A 25,088-nucleotide genomic window follows, 5' to 3' on the forward strand; every position below is an offset into this window, starting at 1 on the left:
CGGTTTAAATCAGACCTTAGAGGGATTGAAATATCCCTAAAAACCTGAAGGAGGTGATTAATTATGGGTTTAAATCAGACCTTAGAGGGATTGAAATCTATGCTTGTCCCTATCTCTACAGCTATGTTTTCTTGTTTAAATCAGACCTTAGAGGGATTGAAATCATTCCTTGATAACCAGACTCCGTAAATGTCTGCTCCGTTTAAATCAGACCTTAGAGGGATTGAAATCTCCATAAATATATATGGTCATTTACAATTTCATAAGTTTAAATCAGACCTTAGAGGGATTGAAATTATTCATAAAATGCCAATTCTCGACTTCCGAATCTACTATGTTTAAATCAGACCTTAGAGGGATTGAAATCCGTTTATCCAACAGAGGATATGAAAGCTTTAATTGGTGTTTAAATCAGACCTTAGAGGGATTGAAATGGCTAATACGGCTGGCATGGTGAGTGATTGTGTCCGTGTTTAAATCAGACCTTAGAGGGATTGAAATGCGCCAAAAAACTACAAGAAGCACTTGAAAAACTAGGTTTAAATCAGACCTTAGAGGGATTGAAATAACGAGCTTGGGGGCATAATAGTTTGGAGAAAATCGTTTAAATCAGACCTTAGAGGGATTGAAATAACAAAGGCGAGGTCGTTGAATCATGGATTTTGAAGGTTTAAATCAGACCTTAGAGGGATTGAAATATAAACTGTAGGGTCGTGTTGAATAAAAATCTTAATTGTTTAAATCAGACCTTAGAGGGATTGAAATATGTAGTACCTAAAAATATTATTTAAAAATAAAAAAAGTTTAAATCAGACCTTAGAGGGATTGAAATTTATTTCATGACATATTAGATCGATTAGACGGGACAAGTTTAAATCAGACCTTAGAGGGATTGAAATGACTCTTTGCGCTAGCCCTTTCCTTGCTTCAGTTTCTAGTTTAAATCAGACCTTAGAGGGATTGAAATGCAGACAAACTGAACAAAGAACGACCAAGAACATTAACGTTTAAATCAGACCTTAGAGGGATTGAAATAAGGAAAAGATGGGAGAGATGACAGTTAAAAACGGAGGGTTTAAATCAGACCTTAGAGGGATTGAAATGAATAATGTCGTTTGTTGGTTCGTATTCAGCGCCTATTGTTTAAATCAGACCTTAGAGGGATTGAAATATGTTATATACAGCGATGTTAGGAGGCTAATAGAAATGGTTTAAATCAGACCTTAGAGGGATTGAAATAACACTAGATACAAATGAAGGGTATGGGTTGTATATAGTTTAAATCAGACCTTAGAGGGATTGAAATAGTTTTTAGTTTCGGTTTGTGTTTCTATTTCTATTTTGTTTAAATCAGACCTTAGAGGGATTGAAATATTGAACTACTACAATATAAGGAAAAGGTCAATGAAGGTTTAAATCAGACCTTAGAGGGATTGAAATGCTTGTATATAAGTTGATTAAGGCTAATGCGATGATGTTTAAATCAGACCTTAGAGGGATTGAAATGTACTTAATCAGTTGGATCTGGGTATTTTGTTGGTTGTGTTTAAATCAGATCTTAGAGGGATTGAAATTAATGAACTAAACCAGCCTCACACTCCTTACAATCAGGTTTAAATCAGACCTTAGAGGGATTGAAATGAGAATGGAAGTAATACAACCCTGTGTGGACGTCATGTTTAAATCAGACCTTAGAGGGATTGAAATAGTGATGGGGAAATGAATATTCCGGTTGACAGCGACAGTTTAAATCATACCTTAGAGGGATTGAAATGGTTGTTATATTGTGGAAGCCAAATCGAGCGTTTAGAGTTTAAATCATACCTTAGAGGGATTGAAATTGGTTGACGATGAAGTGAAAACAACTGTCTTGATCAATGTTTAAATCAGACCTTAGAGGGATTGAAATAAACCAAACCAGATACATTCGGAAGCAAACCAAACCATTTAAATCAGACCTTAGAGGGATTGAAATATACCTATTAAGCAGTTGTTATAGTTTTGTTAAATATATGTCGACATCAGTTCCTCCTAGTTCATTATCATGGATTTTTATGAACCATTGTAGTCTTTTATTATTTTTTGCGCTAGAGGTAGCCCTAATCCATGTCTACTGGGTTTTGTGGTATATTCTTTTTGAAATATCTTTTCTTTATGTTTTATTCCATCGCCATCGTCTGATATAACCAACTTAATCTTTACAAGATCTCCATTTAACTTAATCATTATTTTGTTTGCATCCTCATGGGTTATGGCGTTATCAATGATTTCAAGAATTATCACTCCAATTAAGAATTCCGCCCTTATCTCAGTATTGCCTTTGGTTTTATCTTCAAAAAATATCTCTATATTTATACCTGGTTTTTTCTTCAACAATACCTCTTATTTTCCTTCTTAATTCATCTAGAGACATATTATAGGTTTTATATTGATCTTTGAGATGTAGCCGGATTTTATCCGACAGATCGAATAAATCGCTCATATTTTTTAACACTTTATCGATACGTTTCTTACTACCTTGATTAACCTCCTCCTTTAAAAGCGATAGTTGCCCTAATATCACCTGAGATTTATTCTTAAAATCATGTGTCAAAGTCAACTCCAACAACCGATTCTTATCTCTTTACCGAAGAACCTGTACATAAAAATACCCAATAAATAACCCCAGTAACGCACCTGCAGACGCATTATTAATAATAGCAATAAAAGGCTCATGCAACACACCACCACGAACAACAATATACAATAAATTAACCAAAGTCATCAAGACAACTAACACTAAAACAACAAAAGTAAAAATAAAAATCCTAAAACAATACTCACCAGAAAAATGCCTATGTAAAAACCAACCCATATAAATAATAACAACAGGAAAAACAAGAGGAAAAAAAGCCAAAAATAACTCAAAAAACCCCCAGTATATCAATTTAATATATAACGGGAAAAAAGATGAATGAAATTTAAACAACCTTTTCATCTATGTTATTTAGCCTAAGAAAACAGAAAACCTACCCAAAATAAATAAAACAAAAGAACTTGGAGGATGTAGTGCCTAAAAAATACCCTTAAATAAATCCAGATAAATTCTTATCCAAAAACAGAGAAAAACATAGACCAAATAAACACAGAAAAAAATGCTAATTGACTCAGTTTTATCATTACCCTCCATAGGACTATCCGAAGACAAACTAAGACAAATGCCACTACAACTAAACTCATCATTAAAAACCTTTCCTATCAAAACTAGAAGTAGAAACATTAGCTCGAAAGAACCATAAACCAGATAGAAACACCAATACCTTTTAAAATAAAATCGAAACAAACCTACATTATAGATTTTGGATTCGTAATAAAATCATATACTCCAGAAACTGTCTTATGGCAATTAGATATGGAAACTACTGTATAAAAAATGAAGACAACGTGGGGATATTTTTATTAGGAAGAGGGTTGGAAGCGGGAATACTAGATGCTGGGAAGTTTAAAGTTACCGAAGAAATCGAAAAATTTCACAAAAATGATGTAGAGATATATGTCTGCGGAAAATGCATGGAAATAAAAAAAAGCAGTGAGACTGCTCAGTCTCAACAATGGTAGACCTCCACAAAATATTCAAACAAAACGACCGAGTACTAACTTTCTAAAAAAAGAATTTATTAAAAAAAGAATTATCACTCCTTATTCATTTTTCAATCGTGACACTATCATTATTTCCAACCTTTAACTCAATCTTCTCAACTCCAGCATTATTCTTTTCAAGAATAACTTCACTTGCAAGCTCCAGAATCTCTTCCTCAGTAATATCTTTATCCTGAACTAGATGACTCACAACACTCTTCAAAGTATATTTAGTTACAACCATACATACCCAATAAGAACAATTCAACTTAAAAAACTTTTTAGAACAAACTTAATTAAATAAAAATTTAAAACAAAATATATAAATTAGAAACTTAAGTAAACTTTATTATAATTAAATCTCTTATTTTCATTGAATGATTAAGGTTGTTTTAGAAAAGGAATTAAATGTTAAGTGGGTTGGAAAACATATTTCTAATAATTATTTAATATAAAAAAATTACATCAAATGGGTAAAACACAATCGATTTTTTGGGCCTATAGTTTTTAGTTGAATTTTTTGATTCAGGGAGGAAAGCCATTTTTAATTAAGTATTAACTAAGAGTATCAATATAACAAACTATCTATTTTTGGTATACTAAACTATATAAAACAATGTCTTAGAAAACCTCCAGCTATATAAAAATATTTTCAATAGTATCTTATACATCTAGCCAGTATAATATTAAAGATTTTTATATAACCGATTTATATCGAATTATATTTAGTATATAGTTCTTATATAAATTATTATGCTTTAAAATCATTTTTATATTATTTTTTTGTGTTTTAATTTATTTAAAATCGCTAACCTAATAAGTAAAGCTAGTATACTATATATTAGAGGTGGAAGTAATATGGCAAAAACAACTCAAACCTATGAAATAGTAAGGTCAAAAGAACAACCCACGAAAATAATAGGCTGGCTCACTTCAGGGACATACATCGGAGCTTATGCGCTAATAATTCTTGCATACACCTTAACACTAATAATGACATTATCCCTCTTCATAGCCTAAAAAAGAAGGATAATAAACAAGTAAAAGAAAGCTAGAATTGGTTTGTAAGTTAGTCCACAAGACGATACTATAGATATCTCTTTGTATATTAAACGAAACGATATCTAAAGTATTGTCAATTCAAATAAAAAAGAGCGGATAATGGCATTGCGTTGGGTTGTATGTTTTTTATCCAGATATCTGTTTTAGGTTAAGTTTTCTCTGCGAGACAGGTGTGGATCTTTAATTATCCATCGATTTTTTTTATTCATGTTTTTTTATGTAGTTTTGTTTTTTTGGTTTTTGATTTTAGGGTTTAGTTGGCTTGCTATCGATAGAGTTGGTAGTTCTATTAGAGGGGCTATGACTAGCACTAGGTATATTAGGGGGTTGTCTGGGAAGACTGAGTATGCTATTGCTAAGGCCAGTGGGGAGTTTCTTGCCATTATTGTGAATGTTAAGCAGGTTGATTTTTCGTACGACCATCCTCCTTTCAGATAAAAGAAGTTTCCTAAGAAGAAATTTATCAATAGAAATAGGAATATGGGTGATACCACATATACCATTATGTTGATTTCTCTGACCAAGACTGTTCCTTGATAAGCGAATATACTGGTTATAGCTAGTAATAGAAATCCGAATTCGAAGAACCCTAGTTTTGGACGTAGTTTTTCGTTGAACCAGTTCAGGCTTAACTTCGATTTTATTGTTTTTCTTGAGGTTATAGCTATGATAAAGGGAATAAGTAATACGATTATGATGGAATTGAATAAATCTATATAATTAATATCTATTGTTATTCCTGCGAAGATTATGAGGTATATGGGTAGAAGTAACAACTGTAGTACTAGGTTCCATGGTAGTAAAGCCGTGCAAGATGCTACATCTCCTTTGGCAAGAGATGTGAATACGAGGTACCAATCTGTACATGGGGTAACCATCAACAAAATAAAGCCAAGTAATAATTCAGGTTGGTTAGATAGGAAGATGCTGCCGATTAAAAAAGCAAGGATTGGGTTCCAAATAAAATTGAATAACAAGGCTGACCCAGTAAATCTAAGGCCCTTAAAAGCATCACCAAAATCCTTTAAAGGAACCTGTAAAAAAACAATGTATAACATTAAAATAAGAAATGGCATGATTAAATAGCCAGATAACTCCCTAACCAAAGTATTTAAACCCAAAAAATAGCCTATAACTATTGAAAAAAAGATAAGTAACGGTCTAGACCAACTTGACAAACAAAAACACCCTTTCAAGAAGATTCAAGCTGGTTCATAAAATATCTGTCGTCTTTTTAAATTTAATAACATCACAGTAGATATAGCTACATTAATATCCTGATTTCTTTATATCAGATGATTCAATTAGTAGTTTATATTTTAATTAAAATTATTGTATAACTCTTTCAATTAGGTGTTTTTGAGTTTTGTATAAAAAGAGAAAAAAAAGGGGGGTTATTGGGTCCGGTGTGGACCGTTTTTATCTGTTGTTTTTTGGGTTTTGGGTTTTACATCATGCCGCCCATTCCGCCCATGCCGCCGGGCATTCCGCCGGCACCGGGCATTCCGCCGCCGGGACCACCTGGTGCTTCGGGTTCGTCTCCGGAGTCTCCTGTTGCTGCGGTTATTACGTCGTCGATTCTTAGTACCATTGTTGCGGTTTCTGATGCGGAGTCTACTGCTTGTGTTTTAACTCTCAATGGCTCTACAACTCCAGCTTCCCACATATCAATTACCTCGCCGTCATAGACGTTGAGGCCTTTTTCAGTTTCTCCTGCTTCGTGTTTGCTTCTTAGGTCGACTAATGCGTCGATTGGGTCGAGTCCTGCGTTTTCTGCTAGTGTTCTTGGTACGATTTCCAGTGCGTTTGCGAAAGCTTCTACTGCTAGTTGTTCTCTTCCTCCAACAGATGCAGCATACTCACGTAGCCTGTGAGCCAACTCAACTTCAGGAGCACCTCCACCGGCAACAACCTTACCATCTTCAACAGCTACTCCTACGACTTTGACTGAGTCATCTAGTGCTCTTTCTACTTCGTCTACTACGTGTTCGGTTCCTCCTCTTACTAGTATTGATACTGATCTGGGGTTTTTACATTCCTCTACAAAGAGCATGCTTTCGTTCGAAACCTTTTTTTCTTTTACTGTTCCGGCTTGTCCTAGGTCGGATGGTTCTATTTCGTCGATGTTGGATACGACGTTTCCGCCTGTTGCTCGGGCTAGTTTTTTGAGGTCTGATTTTTTGGCTCTTCTTACGGCTAATATTCCTTCTTTTGCTAGGTAGTGTTGTGCCATGTCGTCTATTCCTTTTTGGCAGAATACTACGTTTGCTCCGCTTTCTTTGATTTTGTTGACTAGTTTTTTGAGCATTTTTTCTTCTTCGTCGAGGAATTGTTGTAGTTGGTCTGGGTTTGTGATCTGGATTTCTGCGTCGACTTCTGTTTCTTTGTGTTCGATTGGTGCGCTGATTAATGCTATTTTTGCGTTTTCTACTGAGTCTGGCATTCCTGGATGGACTTTTTCTTTATCTATTATCATGCCGTCGACAAGTTGGGTGTCTTGTGCACGTCCACCAACCTTTTTTTCTATTTTGATGTTGTCGATATCGACTTGGTATCCGTCTTCTGTTTCATCTGCTACTGATTTTATTGCGTTGACTGTTATTTCTCTTAGTTCGTCTCTTGCTGATTCGGCTCCTTTGCCTGTCATTGCTGTTTCGGCTACTTTCCTTAGTCTTTCTTCATCTTCGATAGATACGTTTTTGGCGATTTCTTGGTTTAGTAGTTCTTGGCATTTTTGTGATGCTTGTCTTAGTCCTGATGCTATTATTGTTGGGTGTACGTCTTGTTCTAGTAGGTCTTCGGATTGTTTTAGTAGTTCGCCTGCTATTGCGACGGCTGTTGTTGTTCCGTCGCCCACTTCGTCTTCTTGTGTTTCGGCTACTTGGACTACCATTTTGGCTGCTGGATGTTCTATATCCATCTCTTCTAGTATGGTTACTCCGTCGTTTGTTATCACTATATCTCCTAGTGTGTCGACGAGCATTTTGTCCATACCTTTTGGTCCAAGTGTTGTTCTAACTGCACCGGATACGGCCTTCGCTGCATTTATATTGTTCTCTTGAGCGTCTTTTCCTCTTGTTACTTCACTATCATCACTTAATATGAAAACTGGTTGTCTCATAGACATATTTTATCCCCCTATGCACTGCTGTGCATAGAGATAATCAAGTAGAATCCATTGTTTTAATGGAATGTTGTACTATAAAAAGGTTACGGTTATTGGTTGCTTTAGGTGGTCAAACTAAAAACCCCACCAACCTACCAAAACAAGCGATAAAATAACTAAAACTGATCAAAAAACCTCAATAAAAGTAATAAATTACAGCATTGGCAAGGAAAAATCCCCAGGCTTTAGCCATAAAATTAATACCATTAATTAACCCCTCCCTAAAGATAAAGAGGTTTTAAGACCTGTTTTAGGATAAAAAAATTTCAATCTATCTTGAATTATTTTTTGGTTGTTAATATAATAACTTCAAAAGTTAAAAAAACACCGTTAAATTAATATATATGGTTAATGTAAATTTTTAACTGAGGGGTGGAGGGAATAAAAATGACAAAAACAACCGACACCCATGAAGTAGTAAAATCAAAAGAATACCCAACAGAACTCGTAGGATGGCTCGCATCCGGCACATACATGGGAGCATACGCATTAATACTCCTAGCCTACACAATAACAATAATACTAACACTATACACCTTCATGGCCTAAAAAAATAAATAAAAATCAAACCAAGTAAACCACTTAAACAAAGATAGGTTACTTGCTAAACCATGAACCATTAAATCATGATTAAAAAGAATTCAAGTAAATAAAACCCTAATCCACAAAACTACAAACCCACCCCTCACAACAACCAACAACAATTCCAAAAAACAAAACAGAGAACAATAGATGGGTAGAGACCCCATCTCTACCCAAAAAAATATTTTTTTAATCTATTTTTATTCTAGAAACAAACAAGGTTTTTAGGGAGAAAACCCCGAAAAGATTATTGGTTTTATCAAAAAATAGGTTATATACCAGGGAGATATGGTTGTTTAGGATGGCATTGTTAGTTCTGAGGATTCTTTAACGACTTCTGCAAGGCTGTTTGTTTCTTTGTATGTCTTGATTTGTCTGTCAGCTCCTGTGTATTTTTGTTTTGTATTTTTTTCGATTAATTTGATTTCTTTTTTTAGGCCTAGGTCTTGAACTGCGTCATCTACGAATTCGAGCATTTTGTATATTTCTTTTTGTATTGGTATTTCGTATACTTCTCCGTTTTTTCGTTTTATGAAGGTTCCTTCTAATCCGTCTCTAAGTGCTCGCCATCGGTTTTCTTTTATTATTTCTTGGTCTAGTTGGTATGGTAGTTGGTCGCCTTGGTTTTGGTAGACTTTTGAGAGTTTGTATACTAATGCTTGTGTTAATGCTGCTAAGGCGATGCTTTCGTCTATTTTGGTTGGTAGGTCTGCTATTCTTATTTCGACTGTTCCTAAATCGGCTCTTGGCCTGACGTCCCACCATATCATTGTAACGTCGTCGATGCTTCCTCCTTTGATTAATCGGTTTTCTACTTTTTTGTAGTGGTTCCATCCTTTGAAGTGCATTGGTAGTCCGGTTCTTGGGAGGGAGTCGAATATTCTTATTCTTGTTGATTTTAATCCTGTTTCTTCTTTTTGCCAGAAGGGAGAGTTTGTTGATAGTGCTAGGATGTGGGGTAGGAAGTTTTTTATTGTATTTGTTATGTAGATTGCTTCTTCTTTGTTGTTAACTCCGACGTGGACGTGTTGGCCGAAAATTAGTTCGCGTTTTCCGGTCCACCTTAGGTCTTCGAGAACTTCTTTATATCTTTTTTGGTCTGTTACGTCTTGATCTTTCCATTCACCGAATGGATGGGTCCCTGATGCTGCTAATCTGTATCCTTTTTGTTTTGTGAATGTTGAAAGTTTGTTTCTGAGTTTCCATATGTTTCCTCTTGCTTCATCTATATCGCTGCAGACATCGGTTGCTATTTCAAGTATTGATTGGAATAATTCGGTCCGTAGGTTGTCTCTTATTGGTTCTGCACACTCTAGCATTTCGTCGGCTCGGGAAACAAGGCTCCAGGTATCGGGATCTACTATCTGGAATTCTTCTTCAATACCAATGCTATATGGTTCAGATTCGCCGAATTTTGTCATATATGTATACCCACAGGGTTTTTTATATCGTTTAAGGGTTTTAGGTAGTTTTTAAGCGTATATAGTTTTACTCAATTTGGTTGCGGAGTTTTTTAGATACGGTTCCTCTTAAGTGTTTTCCAAAAAAACGATTTTTTAGGAAATTTTTTTTTAGAAATAAATGTTTTTATCTGGGTTTTGTGGTTGTTTCTTGAGTTCTTTTGATTTAGAATTAGTGTTGTTCTTTGGGTTTATATAAAAATATTTTAAAAATATTTTAAAAGATAGTATAAAAATAATATAAAAAATAGGGATCTGGTCTGGGAAAACCAGTAAAATTTTCTTTAGAGCGGTAGTTAGTTAACTACTTTGCCGACTCCAAAGGTACTCTTAACGGTTTCAATCTCAACCGTGACCTTCTCTCCCACATTGGCATTTGGTACGAAAACTACGAAGTTCTCGATTTTTGCAATGCCATCGCCTTCTTTACCTGTGTCTTCTATCTCGACGTCGTAGTGTTCGCCTTCCTCGATTGGCGTTGGTGGGTTGGAAAAACCTTCATTCATGTATTTACACCTCACTTTATGATTTTGCCTCTAACGAATTGATAAATCGTCTTTAGCTTGAAGTTGAATGATTTGTTAGCTACTTAAAACTTTGGATTTCATTTGGGTTTTGTGGTTGTTTTTTGTTGGTTTTGGGTTGGTTCGATTAGTATTGAGTATAGGTTTGTTGTTGGTTTGGGTGGGTTTTGGGTTGTTCCTTTTGTTATTTCTTCGTCTGGGTATCCTAGTTTGTTTAGTATTGTTATTTGGGCTTTTGTGTTTGTTTGTTTTATTTTGTTGGTTAGTTTCTGTATGTTTAGGTCTGGGTCGGTTATTAGGAAGACTTTGTTGTTGATTTCTAGTTGTTTTTGTAGTTTTTGATAGTTTCTGGTTCTTCCGTGGAATGATATTGGTGTTATTTCTGTTTGGCTTTTTTTTAGTTTTGCGCAGGCGTATTGTAGTGATGATATTCCATTGATGATTTCTCCGTTTAGGTATCCGAGGCCGCTTAGCATTGGGTCTCCGGTTGATAGTATTATGGTGTTTTTTGGTAGTTGGTTTAGTTTTTTGTAGTTTTTTATGGTTTGGAGGTTGGAGTCGGGGGGGATGTGTTTTTTTGCTATTTCTATTGCTCTTTTTGAGCCGTGTATGTTTTTTGCTTTTTTTATTGTTTTTATGGCTTTTTCTGTCATCATTCCTGGTGCTATGCCGACTCCTACTATTTTCATTGTATCGGTTCTCTTTGTCTGAGTATTTCTCCGTTGTTTTTTACTAATGTTATTTTGTAGTTGGGGAGTTTTTGTTGGACTTTTTTTAGGGCTTTATCTATTTCTGGGTTTTCTGGGTCTTGTGCTACTAGTTGTGCTACTGAGGGTTGTTTTACGTTTTCAAGTATGTCGGGGTTGCCCCATCTTAGTATTAGTCCTGGGAGGCCGCATAGGACTGGTTTTTTGTGTTTTGTGGTTGTTTTTTGTAGTCGGTCGAATTGGTTGCCGATTTTTATTACTTTGTGTTTTGGGTAGAGTTTTCGGCTGTATTTCATTCCCATCATGCCGGTTGTTAGGACGATTTTGTCGGCGTTTTTTAGTTGTTCTAGTCTTGATTCGGTTAGTTTGTCGTTCCAGGGTTCTACGTATCCGGTTGTTCCTAGTAGTGATATTCCGTCTTTTATGCCGAGTTTGGAGTTTATTTTTATTGCTTCTTCGGTTGGGTTGGGTGTTATTATGACTATTTTTGCTCCTTCTATGTCTGTTTCTTGGCATGCTTGTTTGACTGCGTTTTCTATTTGTTTGCTTGCTGTTTTGCTTACTGCGGGGGTTCCTGGTTTTATGTTGAAGCCTTCTGTTTCTACGGTTCCTATTCCGAATCCGTATCCGATTTCTATTTCTTGGTTTGGTTTTGCGGCTGCTTTTAGTTGTATTCCTTCTGTTGAGTCGAAGCTGTGGCCGCTTTTTGGTTTGTATGCGCTGCATACTCCTTGTCCTGGTATTATTAGTGTGTTTATTTCTGCTTGGATGCCTGCTGGGGTTGGTGTTTTAATTTTTAGTTTGTTTACTTGTTGTTCTGGTTGGTCTTCTGGTTTGTTTTTAGGTTCTACTGGTGTTCCTGCGTTTTTGTTTAATGCTTGTACTGCGCCTTTTGCTGCGGCTGCTGCTGTTGTGCCTGTGGTTAGGCCTCTTTTGAGTGGTGTTCCGTCTGGCAGTATGATTAGTCTGCCTTTTTTTATTTGTTTTATTGCTTCTTCTGTTTCGATTTCTGATTTCTCGATCCAGTTTATTGGGATTTCTTCTTTGAGTATTGGGTCTGTGATTGTTTTTTGTTTATTTACCAACTTATCACTCGTTTCTATACATTTCGATTATTCCGTTTATTGTGGTTACGGCCATTGGGGTTCCGCCTTTGCTTCCGGTTATTGTTATTGATGGTACGTCCATTTGGTCTAGTTTTGCTTTGCTGTCTTGTGCGCCTACGAATCCTACTGGCATTCCTATTACGAGGCGGGGGTCTATTATTCCTGCGTCCATCATGTCGATTACTGTGAATAATGCGGATGGTGAGTTTCCGATTACGATTATTGATCCGTTTAGTTTTGCTCCGAGTTGTATGAATCCTGCTGAGGTTCTTGTTATTCCTTCTTTTTCTGCTTTTTCGTCGCCTTTTCCTATTGCTGTGTCTATTTTGGAGTTATGGTCTCTCTGGCTTATTCCTACTTTAACCATGTTTATATCTGTGTATATTGGTGATTCGTCTTTGAGAGCGTCTAATCCTGCTTCTATTGGGTTGTTGTTGAATTTTACTAGGTGTTTTATGTCTCCGTCTCCTGTTGCTATTACGCAGCGTTTTTTTATCTGTCCTTCTGGGCTGTCGTCATCTACTAATCTGCTTGCTATTTTCCAGCTTTCTTGTGCTATTTCTTCTCCTTCTTCTGAGGAGGCTCCAAAATCAAAGTTTTCAGTAGTCATATTTATCTTTATATCCTCTTCTGGTTATTATAACGTTCCTTTTTTTCCATATATATGAATTTGAGTTTGGTATTAGGGTTGTGTGGTTTTGGTCGTTGTTTAGTTTTGTTGTGTCGAGGTTTCTATTTGTTGTTATCAATATTTTTTGGTTTTCTCTGGTGATGTTTTGGCCGATTGCGATTGGCCTGTCTTTGGGTAGTGTTTTTTGTATTTGTTTTATGTGTTTGGGGGATGTGTTGTATATTCCGAGAGCGTAATCTGTTTTTAGGGCTTTTTTGGTGGTTTCTAGCCAGTTTTTTTGTGTTGTGGTTTTTATCATGAAGTCGTTTATTATTGGGGCGCCTGTTTTTGCTGCTAGGGCTTGGTATGCGGTTATTCCGGGTGTTGTTCTGGTTGTTTTGTTGTGTTTTTGTTTATGGCCGTATATGCTGGGGTCTCCTCCTGATAGGATGGTGGTGTTTTGGTCTGCTTTTTTTATTCTGGTTTTTATTCTTTCTTTGTAGTTTAGGTGTTGGTGTGTTTCTAGTTCTTGGTTTTTTAGTATGGGTTTTAGTTGGTTTATGTATCTTTGTGGACCGTATATTGTTTTTGAGTTTTTGATTTGTTTTTCGGCTTTCTTTGTTAGGTGTTCGGGGTTTCCTGGTCCTATTCCGATTATTTCTGGGTTTTCTGGGTCTTGGTTTTTTTGTGGTGTTAGTTCTGAGTTTTGGGAGCCGATTATTATGAGTGTTCGCATTCCTATTTTGTTGTATTCTTTGTTTTTTTGTAGTTGTTTGAGTGTGGTTTTCTGGATTTTTTGGTTTTCTCTGGCTATGTTTTTGGCTATTATTGCTTCTGTTTCTGGTTGTCTGTGTTTGTTGTATATTTGGAGTGTTTTGCGTAGGTTTTCTTTTCTTTTGTGGCTTCTGGGGTTGTAGAATACTGTTGTTATGTCTTGTTTTGCTGCGGTTTCGGCTCGCTGTGTTATGTCTTTCCAGGGGGTTAGGAGGTCGCTCATGCTTATGCAGCAGACTCCGTTGTTGTATGGGTTTTTTAGTAATGATCCTGCTGCTGCGAAGGCTGTTACTCCTGGTATTATCTCTATTTCGCCTTGGTATCTCTGTTTTTCTGCTATTTCCATTGTGATGCCGGCTATTCCATAGATGTTGGGGTCTCCACCGCTTATTATTGATACTGTTTTGTTTTTGGCTTCTTTTACTGCTTTTTCGGCGCGTTCTACTTCGCCTTTCATTCCGGTTCCAATTGTTTTTTTATCTGTTGTGTGGTTTTTTATGAAGTTTAGGTATGTTTTGTATCCTACTACTACTTCTGAGTTTTTTATTGCGTTTATTGCTTTTTTTGTCATGTATTTTGTTTTTCCAGGCCCTATGCCTACTATAAATAGTTTTCCTGTCATTATTTACCTCGCTATTGCGATTGTGACGTCGCCGATTGTTTTTTTGTTTTGGATCAGTTTTTTTTGTATTGAGGTTGCTATTGCGGTTGGTTCGGCTACTCCGGTGTATCCGAGGTCGGTTGCTCTTGATTCTGATGGGGGGTTTATTTGGTTTATTTTGTTTTTTGGGACTATTAGGAGTGGTAGTTTGAGTTTTTTGGCTGCTTTTTTTATTCCTTCTTCGTGTTTTTTGATGTCGGCTGTTGCTATCGCTGTTATTTCTTTTTTCTTGATGTTGTTTTCTTTTAGTGTTTTTTTGATGGCGTTTATGACGTTTTCTGTTTTTACGTTTTTACGGGCTCCTATTCCTATTATGTATTTTGGTGGTTTTTCGGGGTTTTGTAGTATGGCTACGTTGTCTTCTATCTCTATTATTCGGGGTCCGTCTATCTTGATTATGGGTAGGTCGGTTTCAAGGTCTATTATGTATGAGTTGATTTTTTTGGATGAGTTTTTGTTGTGGATTTGTTTTTTGTGTTTTCTGGCTATCGCTTCTAGTGAGGGTTTTTGTGATGCTTCTGTTGCTGTTGTTATTGCGGGGTATAGGCCTAGTTTTTGGTGTAGTTTTAGTGCTGTTTCGTTTGCTCCGTGATGGCCTCCTGTTACTGGTATTACGTGGTTTAGGTTTCTGTCTACGACTAGTATTGGTGTGTCTTTCCATTTGTTCTTAAGTTTGTCTTTGGTTTTTCGGATTACGATTCCGAGGGCCATTATGTAGATGTGGGTTTCGTTTTTGTTGTTTGTTTTGAAGTCGTGTTTTTTGTATGGGGTTAGTTGGGTTTTGTTTTGTTTGTTTTGGAGTGCTTTTTTTATTTTTTCTGCTTGTTTTCTGTCTCTTTTGAAGTGGATTATTTTATTTATCCGTATAGCTCTGACCTCCTGTATCCTGTTTTTTCTACGATTTCTCCGATTATTATTAGTGCTGATCGTTTTATTCCTTCTTTATGTACTTTTTCTGCTATGTCGCTTAATGTTCCTTTGATTATTTTTTCTTGGTCCCAGCTTGCTTTGTATATGACTGCGACTGGTGTGTTTTTTGGTCTGTCTATTTTTTTGACGATTTCATCTATTTTTGATATTCCGAGGAATATTACGAGTGTTGTGTTCATCTGGGAGAGTTGTTTTATTTTGTCTTCTTCGAGTGTTTCTCCGCTTGGTCTTGTGAGTATTACTGATTCTGATACTCCTTTGAGTGTTAGTTGGGTTTTTAGTGCTGCTGATGACGCGAATACTGATGATACTCCTGGTACGACTTCATAATCGATGTTGTGTTGGTTTAGTATCTCCATTTGTTCTACTATTGCGCCGTAGAGTGCTGGGTCTCCGCTGTGTAGTCTTACTACTTTTTTGTTTTGTTTACAGGCTTCGATCATGGTTTCTGTAATTTCCTGTAGTTCTAGGCCGTAGCTATCGATGAGTTCTGCGTCTAGGTCTTCTAGTATTTTTTCGTTTATGAGGGATCCTGCGTATACGATTAGGTCTGCTTGGTCTAGGAGTTTTTTTCCCTTCATTGTGATGAGTTCGGGGTCTCCTGGACCTGCTCCTACGAAATGTAATTTCATTTTAAGTTCTCCTTTTTTTATTCTGGTTTATGGGTTTTTTGTTTTGTTTTGGTTTTTTCTGGCTAGTAGTATTGAGAAGTAGGGGCTTTCTTCTGGTATATCGGTTGTTATTTCTTCTTTTTCGGTGTAGAGTTCTTTTCCTAGTATGAATTCGTTGTATCCTTGTTTTTTGAGTTCTTCGATTTGTTTTTCGAGTTCTGTGGCTTTCATTATGATTTTTGTTTGTTGTTGGCTTCCGTCTGTGACTTTGAATGATGTGTCTATGAATAGGTTCATTTTTGATGCTGTTGCTGTTATTGCGCTTACTCCGGGGATTGTCTGTATCTCTATGTCGGGGTGTTTTTGTTCGATTATTCTTTTTATGTGGCCAAATGTTGAGAAGAAGTTTACGTCTCCGAGTACTGCGAATGCTACTGTTTTTTCTTGGGCTATTGGAGCGATTTCTTCTACGTGTTTGTTCCAGTATTTTTCTAGTACTTCTGTGTCTGAGGTCATTGGGAATTTGAGTGTTGTTGGTTCGCAGTATTTTTCTACGAGTTTTTTTGCTCTTTCTCCGGGTACGTAGACTTTGTCGGCGTTTTTTAGGGTTTTTTCTGCTTTTATTGTGAGTAGTTCAGGGTCTCCTGGTCCGAGGCTTATTCCTATTAACATTTTCCTACAACCATGAAAACTGGGTTTTGGGGTTTGAATGCCGTTTCTTCGGCTAGTTCATAGCTTTTTGCTATGTTTATCATGATGGTTTCTTTGTGTATTTCTTGTTTCTTCATTTTTTCTTGGATTTTTAGTGTTGTTTCTAGTCTTGCGGCGTTTGCGATTATTTTGCCGTTTGGTTTGAGTTTTTCTATTGCTTTTGGGTAGAATTGCTCGATGTTTTTTGTTCCACCTATGAATATTCGGTCAAATGGTTTGAGTTTTGGTATTATTTCTGATGCGTTTCCATGGTGGAATTTTCCTGTTGGACAGTTTTTTTGTGATATCTCTATTGCTTTTTTTCTGTTGTCTATGCCATGGATTTTTTTGGTGTGTTTTGAGGCGGCTTTTGATATTGCGCCTGATCCACATCCGATGTCTAGGAATCGGTTGTTTTTTTGTATGTTGAGTTTTTGGATTGTTATTCCAATTACTTCTTCTTTTGTTGGGGTTCCTTTTAGGGACATTTTATTTCTCTTTCCTCAGGTTTTTCTCCCTATTTATTGGAGGGGGTTTATTATTTTTCTTGTTTGTGTTTTTGGGTTGTGTTTTTGGTTTTGGGGTTTGTTTTTTACCAAAAGACTTAAAAACAAAAACACTTAAAACTAAGTTGAATATTTTAAGATTTAATTGAATATTTTTTTGGAGGAAAATAATGCATATCGCAGATGGCGTACTCGCAGACCCTGTATGGATCGCAGGCATAATAATCACATTAATCCTAGTAATATGGTCCTTAAAAACAATCGACCGCGACGACATCCCCCGAATAGCTTTGATAACCGCAGCACTATTCGTCATAACATACATACACATCCCAGTAGGTGGATCCTCAGCACACCTAACAATGGCTGGAGCACTAGGCATATTACTAGGAAGCCAAGCATACCTCTCAGCAACAATCATAATAATACTACACGCAGTCACAGGCCACGGAGGAATAACAACCATCGGCATAAACACTGTATTCATGGGGATACCAGCTTTAATAGCATACTACCTATACATAAACGGACTCAACCTAATCAATAGAGAACAGGCAGAAGCAATAGTAGGCGGAATAGTATCTGGAATAGGAGTAATCCTCGTAGTGCTACTCGCAGTGGCAGCATTAATTATATCAGAGCCATTTGTGGGGGCAGGTCTAACCGAGATGGCATACAGCTTAGCATTGCTGCACTCACCAATAATATTACTGGAGGGAATCGTTCTGGGTGTTGTAATAGGATATTTAGCAAAAGTGAAACCGGAAATGCTTGTTAAAACAAAACAAAAAACAAGACCAATTAATTAATTTTGATGAAGGTGTTGGGAACCAAAAAAACCCGCCCCCTATTTCCTCTTTTTTTGTGGAGGGAGGTTGGGTAGAGGATTCTCCTATCTTTTTTATTACCCACCCCCTCATTATCTAATAAACTTTTTTATAACCTTGGGTTAACGCTGAAAACACTAGTTTTATTAGTTCAGTAGAGTTAAATATATATTGCAAAAATTCAAAACACCTTGATGAAGTTATTTTCCGGACAGGATGGTTGGATAAAAAATGAAACACAAAAACCTATATATCGGTGGGGATTCATTCCTCCATAAATTCAACCCTAAAACCAAAATCATCTCCGCATTAATCCTAATACTATCCATAGTTCTATTACAAAACATAATACCCCTCACAATCGCATTATCACTAGTTTTCACTGCAGCCATACTGTCCGGATTACCAATAAAAAAACTACTCAACCGCCTAAAATGGATATTCATGTTCATGGCAGCCATCTTCATATTCGTACCATTCTTCACCCCCGGAGAAACAGCATTCACAATACTATTCCTAACAGCAACCTACGAAGGCCTCACAACTGCCTCAATAATAAGCCTAAAAATGCTGACAATAATGACATTATCGATGGCTGTAATAATGACAACAAAATTTGAGGAAATACTCAGATCACTAAGCGAATTAGGCGTACCAAAAACATTCATAGAGATCTTCTTCCTAACATACAAATACATATTCGTAATATTCGAAGAAACAGAAAAATCGATGATGTCAGCAAAAAGCCGTGGATACCAACTCAGCCCAAAACCCTCAAAACTCAAAGTACTTGGCAACCTAATAGGAATGATATTTGTAAGAAGCTTCGACAGAAGCCAGAGAGTACATAAAGCAATGATGGCAAGAGGATACAGAGGAAAAATGGTAACCACAATAGACAGAAACATAGGGATAACAAACAGCGACCTAGCAATGTCCTTCTCATCAATCGCATTAGCAATACTCCTCCACCTAATTTAAACATGGAGAAGTGGAACATTGGAACCCCCAGCAATCGAAATAAAAAACCTAAGCTATAGATACGAAGACGGAACCAAAGGACTAAACCACGTCACACTAGACATACAAAAAGGCGAATCAATAGCCTTGTTAGGACCAAACGGAGCCGGAAAATCAACACTCCTCCAATGCATACCACACATACTAAAACCAACAAAAGGAGAAATCAAGGTACTCGGACAGAAAGTTCAAGACAACGAATCATGGGTTAGAAGAAAAGTCAGCATAGTTTTCCAAGACCCACACGACCAACTATTTATGCCCACAGTATTCGAAGACGTTGCATTCGGCCCAATGCAACTCGAAATATGCAACAAAAACTCAATAAATGAAGTAGTTAGAGAATCACTAAAAAAAGTCGGATTAATGGGAAAAGAAGAAAAAGGATCACACGACCTAAGTTTCGGACAAAAAAAACGAATCGCAGTAGCCACAGTACTATCAATGAACCCCGAAATCGTCTTACTAGACGAACCCGTATCAAACCTCGATCCAGGCGCAAGAGAAAACATGATAGAACTACTCCAACAAATAGACAAAACCAAAATAATCGCATCAAACGACATCGAAATGGTACTACAAACCTGCAACAAAGCAATAATACTACAAAACGGAGAACTCAAAAACCAAGGACCAGCCAAAGAACTACTAACCGACAACCAACTACTAAAACAATACGGATTAAGAGTCCCCTCAATAATAAAAGCCCTAGGAAAAGAAGGACTCAAACACCTAAAATAACCCAAACCCAAACAGAATCTTTTCTATTTTTTTAGGTAGATTTAGTTTAAACAGAGACAATTAACTAAATAGGTGATTATTTTGAAGGTTCCCTCAGTAATGACAATCGCCGGCTCCGATTCAGGCGGTGGAGCAGGTATACAAGCAGACCTCAAGACATTTGCAGCACTAGGTGTTCACGGTTGTTCAACAATCACATCAGTAACCAGTCAAAACACAGAGACCGTAACCAATATCCATGACCTACCTCCAGAAAACATCAAAACACAGATAGAGACCGTTCTAAACGACATAGACATCAAAGCAATTAAAATAGGAATGCTTCACAACGAAGCGATAGTTAAAACAGTATACAACACACTAAAAAACAGAGACATATACATAGTTCTCGACCCAGTTATGATTTCAGAAGGAGGGGACCCATTAGTTACAGAAGGAAGCCTAAGGACAATAAAAACATTAATGCTCGAGATATCAGACCTAATAACCCCAAACAAGGAAGAAGCAATCGAACTCAGTGGAAAAGAAATCAAGACAAAAAAAGACATACACAACGCACTAGAAAAAATATGGAACAAAGGCCCAGAAACAATCGTTATAACCGGCGGCCACATAAATGGAGACGACTACGTATACAATGGAAAAAAACACCACACATACAAAGGAAGTCTACTTGATATACAATCACATGGCTCTGGATGCACTTTTTCTTCCGCAATAACTGCCTACATCGCCAAAGGCAATAAACCAAAAAAAGCAATAAAAAAAGCTAAAAAATTCACCACACAAGCAATTAAAAACGGAGATAAAATAGGCCAAGGAAACATACCAGTAAACCCAATTACAGAAACCCTAAAACAATCAACCAAATATAAAACCCAGAAAACACATTCAAAAGCTCTAAAAAAATATATTAAAGCAAACCCAACAAACCTAATCCCAGAGGTCGGGTCAAACATAGGAATGGCCACCAAAAACCCACAAGGCCCAGAAGACATAATAGCAATACCAGGCAGAATAGTAAAAACAGAAAACAAAGTAAAGCCGGTTGGATGTCCAAAATACGGTGCATCAAGCCACGTTGCAAGAATAATCACAACCGTAATGAAACACAACCCCCGGATCCGGGGTGCCCTTAACATAAAATACAGCAAAGAAATAATCGACATCGCCAACGAAATCGGTATGAAAACAACATCTTTCAAAAGAAAAAACGTACCTGAAGACGATACAATGTCACATGGAACCGATAAAGCAATAAAAAAACACAAATCGATTCCAGACCTCATTTATGATACAGGCGGCCACGGCAAAGAACCAATGATAAGAATCCTTGGACATGATGCAGTTGAAGCGGTATCAAAAGCCATAAAAATATCAAAAAAACACAATGAGAGGTAAAGTGACCTCTTACCTGAAGAGAAAGAAGCCTTAGTCCTGAAGTTAGATAAAAATACTTATTTTATGTGTTCAGAGATATATTGGTCGAGAACACGTTCACAATATACACACCGAAGCTTAACAGGGTTGGTTGTTACAACCTGGAACTCTGAGTTTATCGGTTCCTCAGTATTCGATATACAGTTACGGTTAGGACATCTAACCACGCCCTCTATCTGTCTGGGCAAATGAACCTTATTCTTTTCAATAACCTCATAATCACGTATTATGTTTATAGTTCCCTTTGGAGCTATTAAAGCTATTTTATCAACCTCATCAGAAGCAAGCTCCCTACCTTCAACCTTAACAATGTCCTTGGTCCCGGTTCTATTCGAAGGTACATTCATTGCAATAGAAACAATATCCTCTGTCCCTTCATCGATACCAAGTATCCGAACAACCTTTAATGCCGACCCAGCAGTAATGTGATCTATCACAGTTCCATCTCTAATCGTTCCAACTCGAAGCTTCTTATCATCCATCAACAACACCACCTAAAATCATCTCCAACAACGCCATACGAATAAAAACACCGTTAGCCGATTGTTCAAAATAAGATGCAAACTCCATTTCATCAACCTCTGGATCAATCTCATCAACCCGTGGTAACGGATGCATCAAAATCAAGTCCTCTCTAGCATCACCCAAAACCTCTTTATCGATTTTATAACTCCCTGAAACCTTTTCATATTCATTTGGGTCAGCAAACCTCTCTTTCTGTATTCTGGTCGCATAAAGAATATCTATTTCACCTATAACCTCCATAAGAGAATCAGTCTTATAGATCTCTGCAGTATTTCTTTTTATATCCTCCAATATTTCAGTTCTAATTTCAAGTTGGGGTGGGGAGATTAGAAACAGATTGACATCGAACATCGATAGAGGTATAACAAGGGAGTGAACGGTTCGTCCATACTTCAAATCACCTAAAACAGCTATGTTCAAACCATCAATCTTACCCCTCTCCTTCCAGATAGTATATAAATCAGTCAAAGTCTGGGTTGGATGTTCATTAGAACCATCACCAGCGTTTATTACCGGAGAGTCCGTGAATCGAGCAGCCATCTTAGCCGCCCCATCCTTTGGATGTCTCAAAACCAAGGCATCTGCATAACCCTCAATCACACGAACAGTATCCGCCAACGTCTCCCCCTTCTTTATACTAGAGGCATCAACAGAATCAATTGAAATAACCTCGCCTCCAAGCCTTTTCATAGCGGTCTCAAAAGACAGTTTAGTTCGAGTACTTGGCTCAAAAAACAAGTTGGCTAAAACCAAACCAGACAAATCATTAACAGGCCCCTCCTCCTCAACCTCTCTAGCATGAGACAACACCTCGAACACCCCGTCCTTACTAAAATCCTGCATCGAAATTATATCGCTACCACTAAAATTCATACCATCCACACCAAACATCAATATATAATTTAAATCCATACCTTAAATCTATACCTTAAATCTTACTTGACATCCTCCCGCGCCTAAAGACGGGGGTATGCTTTCGACTATGTATCAAAAACCCATTACACCCAAACAACTAAACATTTTTCCACAAACCCATCGCTTTTCCATTGTCATTGTTCTTTTTCATTACTGGGGGAGACAAATTCAAACAAAAATATAATCCCCAAAATCGATATGAAGAAAGCTGGGGCAAGTAAAAAATCATTATCAAGCTCTATAAACCAACCTATAAACACAGAGAGATAAGACATAAAAAACCCAACGAAGATCAATATAAATGACAAGTTTTTAAGGTTTTTTTCATCACTAAAATACTTTTTAAACACCTAACAACCCCCTAAATGGCTCAAAGAACCTGTATTACTTCTACAGTTAATTCAAGTTCCTTACCGGTCTCTAAATAAATTATATCGCTTAACTCAGATTTAATATCATCCGGTGGTGGACCATGTGAATAAATCGAAATGGTTATTGAAACAGGTTCTTCAAACAAAATATAATAACTATCATACCCCATTTCAAGCTCTTTAAACTCAAGTTCATCATACCCCTCTAAAACCTCTTCAACTACACCCTCAACCTCCCCTTCAAAAGCAGCGTTAGAATACATGTTATAAGAAACACCGACCACCATTGTACTGGCAAGGCCAATTAAAACTACGTAAACAATGCTTACTCTAACAAGGTCACGTTTAACCCATATTTGCTTATAATACTCACTAGGTAGGTAACCTTGATATCTAAGGGTTAATGTACCCGATAGATTAAGAAACAGTACATTTACTGCAAGCAATATTGAAGCTCCAACAGCTATCAAAGGATCGCCCAAAGCAATCCCTATCCCTGCCACAGATGCCGGTGGGATAAGAGCAACAGCAATCATGACTCCAACAAGAGCCGTACTCAATCCAACAGTAAGTGAAAGTGCTCCAGCAATTCCAGATCCAATCGCTATAGCGATACTTAAAAACGTTGGATATATTCTCTCAATTATCTCATCAACCAACATTGGGTCGTAGATTGGAGATACCAAATTAAATTTAAAAGCAATCCAAGCAAAAATCGCTGAAGAAATAACTGCAATTAGAACACCCAAAACTTCAGAAAAAATTGCCTCCCGAAATAAATCCCTGTCTGCAAGCACAGTCCCGACCCCAGACGCAACAGCAGGACCTAGAATAGGAGCTATAACCATCGAGCCGACAACAACTGCCGTACTGTTAATAAGTATACCACAAGTAGCTATTACCGAAGAAACAATCGTTAGAATTAGATAACTAGGAGTTAACTTAGCCATCTCACTGGTCTGAGCCTTCAACTCATCACGAGAAATCCGGTCTTGCTCTTCCTCCCTAGCCTCCTCTTTAATATCTTCAGCCTCTGCTGAAAGAAAAACCTCCACAGTCGCCACTGAAAGCCAGCCCTCTTTCTCCACTCCAGCCTCACATAACGCCTCAGTTACCTCCTCAACCTTTTCTTTCGGAACAAGCGCCCTAATAAGCATCTCCTGATCTTCAGTTTTTAAAACTAAAGACCGCTCAACACTCTCTTCACCCAAAATGGAGAGAACCTCATCCTTCATATCCGAGGGTACCTTGACTTCAATTGTGCGGAAAGTCATTTATACTCCAATAATAAACTTCGAACAAACGCTAATAAAACTATGTCCAAAAATATCAAATAACGGCCAAACGATCCTCAAAGACGTTTGGCCCCCGACAAATCCAACTAAATCGATTCAGTCTTCAAGATTCAGTCTTCAAGTGAGATTATTGCTTCTGCTATGTCTCCTTCATTATCCTTCAAAGCCTGAATGGCTTCATCTTCAGAACAATCTGTCTGCTCCATCACGAACTCTATGTCCTCTTCATCCGGCTCAACCTCTTTTTTAATCTCTTCTGGATTCCCAATCACTTGGTATGTTTTCTGGCCCTTAGCATCCATCACAGTTACCTCAGCTTTGTTGAAAACAAGGTCTTTTTCCGCTGTTTTTATTATAACTTCCTCAACATCCTCTAGTTCTTCAATGTCGATTCCCATCTGCTTCATCAATTGATCCATTTTTCTTTGATCGAATCCGCCTCTCATTCCTGGAAACATAAATTATCACCTATCAACGCCGCTTCTAACCTCTACTGCGGCGCCCTTTTCAAATAACTTTATCTCTTTATAACTTAATGTTGTCTTTCCTGTTGCAAGTAAGTTGTCATCCTCATCAACAACAACAACCTCCATGCCAGCTCTAATTTCTGGGTCAAGTTCAACCACGTGTTTAGCAAACGCAGTCTTACCATCCCTAATAAAATCACCAACCTCATTCAAGACAACAACCCGGTTCTCCGGATAAGGAGTTGACTCAAGAACTCTCCGACCCCCAATTATACTGAGAGTGAATAAACCATCCTTAACCCGTAGATATGCAATATCAACTCCATCCTTTGAGACCTTGCGTATAGTTCCAGTACGCCTATAACTAACATCACAACCGTCGGGAAAAACCTTCTCACCAACACCTACTCCAAACTGGTAGTCAGCAATAGATCTAGCTGTTTTCAAAGACATCTCTCCCTAAATATATCCGATAGTCTT

The 25,088-nt window shown here is 37.2% G+C and carries 28 protein-coding genes and 1 CRISPR repeat array (1 of these 29 only partly in view); of the genes, 7 read left to right on the forward strand and 21 right to left on the reverse strand.

The genetic code is table 11. From position 1 onward, the window contains the following. Positions 1 to 1,975: direct repeats of the CRISPR family, unit length 30 nt; unit sequence GTTTAAATCAGACCTTAGAGGGATTGAAAT (it extends 1,464 nt beyond the left edge of the window). Between the two features lie 77 nt (positions 1,976 to 2,052). From QEN48_RS02550 to QEN48_RS02560, 3 genes are read right to left on the reverse strand one after another with little or no spacing between them, the layout of a single operon-like run. Beyond that, the gene (locus QEN48_RS02550; protein ID WP_280108847.1) at positions 2,053 to 2,373 is read right to left on the reverse strand and encodes an ATP-binding protein; all 321 of its coding nucleotides are present in this window, start codon (positions 2,371 to 2,373) and stop codon (positions 2,053 to 2,055) included. Further along, positions 2,333 to 2,593, reverse strand: coding sequence for a hypothetical protein (locus QEN48_RS02555; RefSeq protein WP_280108848.1), 261 nt, complete (start codon positions 2,591 to 2,593; stop codon positions 2,333 to 2,335). The genes QEN48_RS02550 and QEN48_RS02555 overlap by 41 nt, the downstream gene beginning before the upstream one ends. 30 nt (positions 2,594 to 2,623) lie before the next feature. Further along, the gene (locus QEN48_RS02560) at positions 2,624 to 2,896 is read right to left on the reverse strand and encodes a hypothetical protein (protein WP_280108849.1); all 273 of its coding nucleotides are present in this window, start codon (positions 2,894 to 2,896) and stop codon (positions 2,624 to 2,626) included. 482 nt (positions 2,897 to 3,378) lie between these two features. On the opposite strand from QEN48_RS02560, the gene QEN48_RS02565 reads away from it, so the two are divergent. Then, on the forward strand, positions 3,379 to 3,597 hold the full coding sequence (locus QEN48_RS02565) for a hypothetical protein (protein ID WP_280108850.1): 219 nt from the start codon (positions 3,379 to 3,381) through the stop codon (positions 3,595 to 3,597). A gap of 85 nt (positions 3,598 to 3,682) precedes the next feature. Here QEN48_RS02565 and QEN48_RS02570 read toward each other — a convergent pair whose 3' ends face one another. Then, on the reverse strand, positions 3,683 to 3,862 hold the full coding sequence (locus QEN48_RS02570) for a hypothetical protein (protein ID WP_280108851.1): 180 nt from the start codon (positions 3,860 to 3,862) through the stop codon (positions 3,683 to 3,685). 614 nt (positions 3,863 to 4,476) lie between these two features. Here QEN48_RS02570 and QEN48_RS02575 point away from each other — a divergent pair. Then, positions 4,477 to 4,638 carry a hypothetical protein gene (locus tag QEN48_RS02575; protein ID WP_280108852.1) on the forward strand — a complete coding sequence of 54 codons (162 nt, stop codon included), beginning with the start codon at positions 4,477 to 4,479 and terminating at the stop codon, positions 4,636 to 4,638. Positions 4,639 to 4,895: 257 nt separating this feature from the next. Here QEN48_RS02575 and QEN48_RS02580 read toward each other — a convergent pair whose 3' ends face one another. Next, positions 4,896 to 5,858, reverse strand: a complete 963-nt coding sequence (locus tag QEN48_RS02580; protein WP_280108853.1) for a hypothetical protein — start codon at positions 5,856 to 5,858, stop codon at positions 4,896 to 4,898. A 269-nt stretch (positions 5,859 to 6,127) separates the two neighbouring features. Next, positions 6,128 to 7,807, reverse strand: coding sequence for a thermosome subunit alpha (gene thsA, locus QEN48_RS02585; protein ID WP_280108854.1), 1,680 nt, complete (start codon positions 7,805 to 7,807; stop codon positions 6,128 to 6,130). A 426-nt stretch (positions 7,808 to 8,233) separates the two neighbouring features. Between thsA and QEN48_RS02590 the strand changes: the two genes are divergently transcribed. After that, positions 8,234 to 8,395 carry a hypothetical protein gene (locus QEN48_RS02590; protein ID WP_280108855.1) on the forward strand — a complete coding sequence of 54 codons (162 nt, stop codon included), beginning with the start codon at positions 8,234 to 8,236 and terminating at the stop codon, positions 8,393 to 8,395. 329 nt (positions 8,396 to 8,724) lie between these two features. On the opposite strand, the gene QEN48_RS02595 is transcribed toward QEN48_RS02590, so the two are convergent. The 10 genes from QEN48_RS02595 to QEN48_RS02640 all read right to left on the reverse strand — a co-directional run bounded on the left by QEN48_RS02595 (position 8,725) and on the right by QEN48_RS02640 (position 16,989). Further along, on the reverse strand, positions 8,725 to 9,849 hold the full coding sequence (locus QEN48_RS02595; RefSeq protein ID WP_280108856.1) for a carboxylate-amine ligase: 1,125 nt from the start codon (positions 9,847 to 9,849) through the stop codon (positions 8,725 to 8,727). A gap of 335 nt (positions 9,850 to 10,184) precedes the next feature. Then, entirely contained in the window at positions 10,185 to 10,409 is a 225-nt protein-coding gene (locus QEN48_RS02600; RefSeq protein ID WP_280108857.1) for a TRAM domain-containing protein, read from the reverse strand. An 83-nt stretch (positions 10,410 to 10,492) separates the two neighbouring features. Next, positions 10,493 to 11,101: a cobalt-precorrin-7 (C(5))-methyltransferase gene (locus tag QEN48_RS02605; protein WP_280108858.1), complete on the reverse strand. Its 609-nt coding sequence runs from the start codon at positions 11,099 to 11,101 to the stop codon at positions 10,493 to 10,495. Then, on the reverse strand, positions 11,098 to 12,204 hold the full coding sequence (locus QEN48_RS02610; protein ID WP_280108859.1) for a cobalt-precorrin-5B (C(1))-methyltransferase: 1,107 nt from the start codon (positions 12,202 to 12,204) through the stop codon (positions 11,098 to 11,100). The genes QEN48_RS02605 and QEN48_RS02610 overlap by 4 nt, the downstream gene beginning before the upstream one ends. Positions 12,205 to 12,208: 4 nt before the next feature. Next, positions 12,209 to 12,835, reverse strand: coding sequence for a precorrin-8X methylmutase (locus QEN48_RS02615; protein ID WP_280108860.1), 627 nt, complete (start codon positions 12,833 to 12,835; stop codon positions 12,209 to 12,211). Beyond that, the gene (gene cobJ, locus QEN48_RS02620; RefSeq protein ID WP_280108861.1) at positions 12,825 to 14,231 is read right to left on the reverse strand and encodes a precorrin-3B C(17)-methyltransferase; all 1,407 of its coding nucleotides are present in this window, start codon (positions 14,229 to 14,231) and stop codon (positions 12,825 to 12,827) included. The genes QEN48_RS02615 and cobJ overlap by 11 nt, the downstream gene beginning before the upstream one ends. Before the next feature lie 3 nt (positions 14,232 to 14,234). Continuing rightward, positions 14,235 to 15,197, reverse strand: coding sequence for a cobalamin biosynthesis protein (locus QEN48_RS02625; protein WP_347985124.1), 963 nt, complete (start codon positions 15,195 to 15,197; stop codon positions 14,235 to 14,237). Beyond that, the gene (gene cobM / locus QEN48_RS02630) at positions 15,128 to 15,832 is read right to left on the reverse strand and encodes a precorrin-4 C(11)-methyltransferase (protein WP_280108862.1); all 705 of its coding nucleotides are present in this window, start codon (positions 15,830 to 15,832) and stop codon (positions 15,128 to 15,130) included. The genes QEN48_RS02625 and cobM overlap by 70 nt, the downstream gene beginning before the upstream one ends. A gap of 27 nt (positions 15,833 to 15,859) precedes the next feature. Further along, positions 15,860 to 16,483 (reverse strand): cobalt-factor II C(20)-methyltransferase, encoded by a 624-nt coding sequence (locus tag QEN48_RS02635; protein ID WP_280108863.1) that lies wholly within the window; start codon positions 16,481 to 16,483, stop codon positions 15,860 to 15,862. Continuing rightward, entirely contained in the window at positions 16,477 to 16,989 is a 513-nt protein-coding gene (locus QEN48_RS02640; RefSeq protein ID WP_280108864.1) for a methyltransferase domain-containing protein, read from the reverse strand. The genes QEN48_RS02635 and QEN48_RS02640 overlap by 7 nt, the downstream gene beginning before the upstream one ends. Before the next feature lie 188 nt (positions 16,990 to 17,177). On the opposite strand from QEN48_RS02640, the gene QEN48_RS02645 reads away from it, so the two are divergent. The 4 genes from QEN48_RS02645 (at position 17,178) to thiD (ending at position 20,996) form a co-directional block, all read left to right on the forward strand. Continuing rightward, a complete protein-coding gene (locus tag QEN48_RS02645) occupies positions 17,178 to 17,816 on the forward strand; it encodes a CbiM family transporter (RefSeq protein WP_280108865.1) in 639 nt (212 codons plus the stop codon). Between the two features lie 249 nt (positions 17,817 to 18,065). Then, positions 18,066 to 18,815 carry a cobalt ECF transporter T component CbiQ gene (gene cbiQ, locus QEN48_RS02650; protein WP_280108866.1) on the forward strand — a complete coding sequence of 250 codons (750 nt, stop codon included), beginning with the start codon at positions 18,066 to 18,068 and terminating at the stop codon, positions 18,813 to 18,815. 18 nt (positions 18,816 to 18,833) lie between these two features. Continuing rightward, positions 18,834 to 19,595: an ATP-binding cassette domain-containing protein gene (locus tag QEN48_RS02655; protein WP_280108867.1), complete on the forward strand. Its 762-nt coding sequence runs from the start codon at positions 18,834 to 18,836 to the stop codon at positions 19,593 to 19,595. Between the two features lie 81 nt (positions 19,596 to 19,676). After that, complete coding sequence (gene thiD / locus QEN48_RS02660; RefSeq protein ID WP_280108868.1) at positions 19,677 to 20,996, forward strand: bifunctional hydroxymethylpyrimidine kinase/phosphomethylpyrimidine kinase; 1,320 nt, start codon at positions 19,677 to 19,679, stop codon at positions 20,994 to 20,996. Between the two features lie 56 nt (positions 20,997 to 21,052). On the opposite strand, the gene pyrI is transcribed toward thiD, so the two are convergent. The 5 genes from pyrI to QEN48_RS02685 form a co-directional block, all read right to left on the reverse strand. Next, complete coding sequence (gene pyrI, locus QEN48_RS02665) at positions 21,053 to 21,517, reverse strand: aspartate carbamoyltransferase regulatory subunit (protein WP_280108869.1); 465 nt, start codon at positions 21,515 to 21,517, stop codon at positions 21,053 to 21,055. After that, positions 21,510 to 22,433, reverse strand: a complete 924-nt coding sequence (gene pyrB, locus QEN48_RS02670) for an aspartate carbamoyltransferase (RefSeq protein ID WP_280108870.1) — start codon at positions 22,431 to 22,433, stop codon at positions 21,510 to 21,512. Before pyrB ends, pyrI begins: the two co-directional genes overlap by 8 nt. A gap of 412 nt (positions 22,434 to 22,845) precedes the next feature. Continuing rightward, positions 22,846 to 24,120 carry a TIGR00341 family protein gene (locus tag QEN48_RS02675; RefSeq protein WP_280108871.1) on the reverse strand — a complete coding sequence of 425 codons (1,275 nt, stop codon included), beginning with the start codon at positions 24,118 to 24,120 and terminating at the stop codon, positions 22,846 to 22,848. A 131-nt stretch (positions 24,121 to 24,251) separates the two neighbouring features. Then, positions 24,252 to 24,599 (reverse strand): nascent polypeptide-associated complex protein, encoded by a 348-nt coding sequence (locus QEN48_RS02680; protein WP_280108872.1) that lies wholly within the window; start codon positions 24,597 to 24,599, stop codon positions 24,252 to 24,254. Positions 24,600 to 24,605: 6 nt separating this feature from the next. Continuing rightward, positions 24,606 to 25,061 (reverse strand): PUA domain-containing protein, encoded by a 456-nt coding sequence (locus QEN48_RS02685; RefSeq protein WP_280108873.1) that lies wholly within the window; start codon positions 25,059 to 25,061, stop codon positions 24,606 to 24,608. Positions 25,062 to 25,088: the final 27 nt, after the last annotated feature.

It is taken from the genome of Methanonatronarchaeum sp. AMET-Sl (genome assembly GCF_029854155.1).
Lineage (GTDB): Archaea > Halobacteriota > Methanonatronarchaeia > Methanonatronarchaeales > Methanonatronarchaeaceae > Methanonatronarchaeum.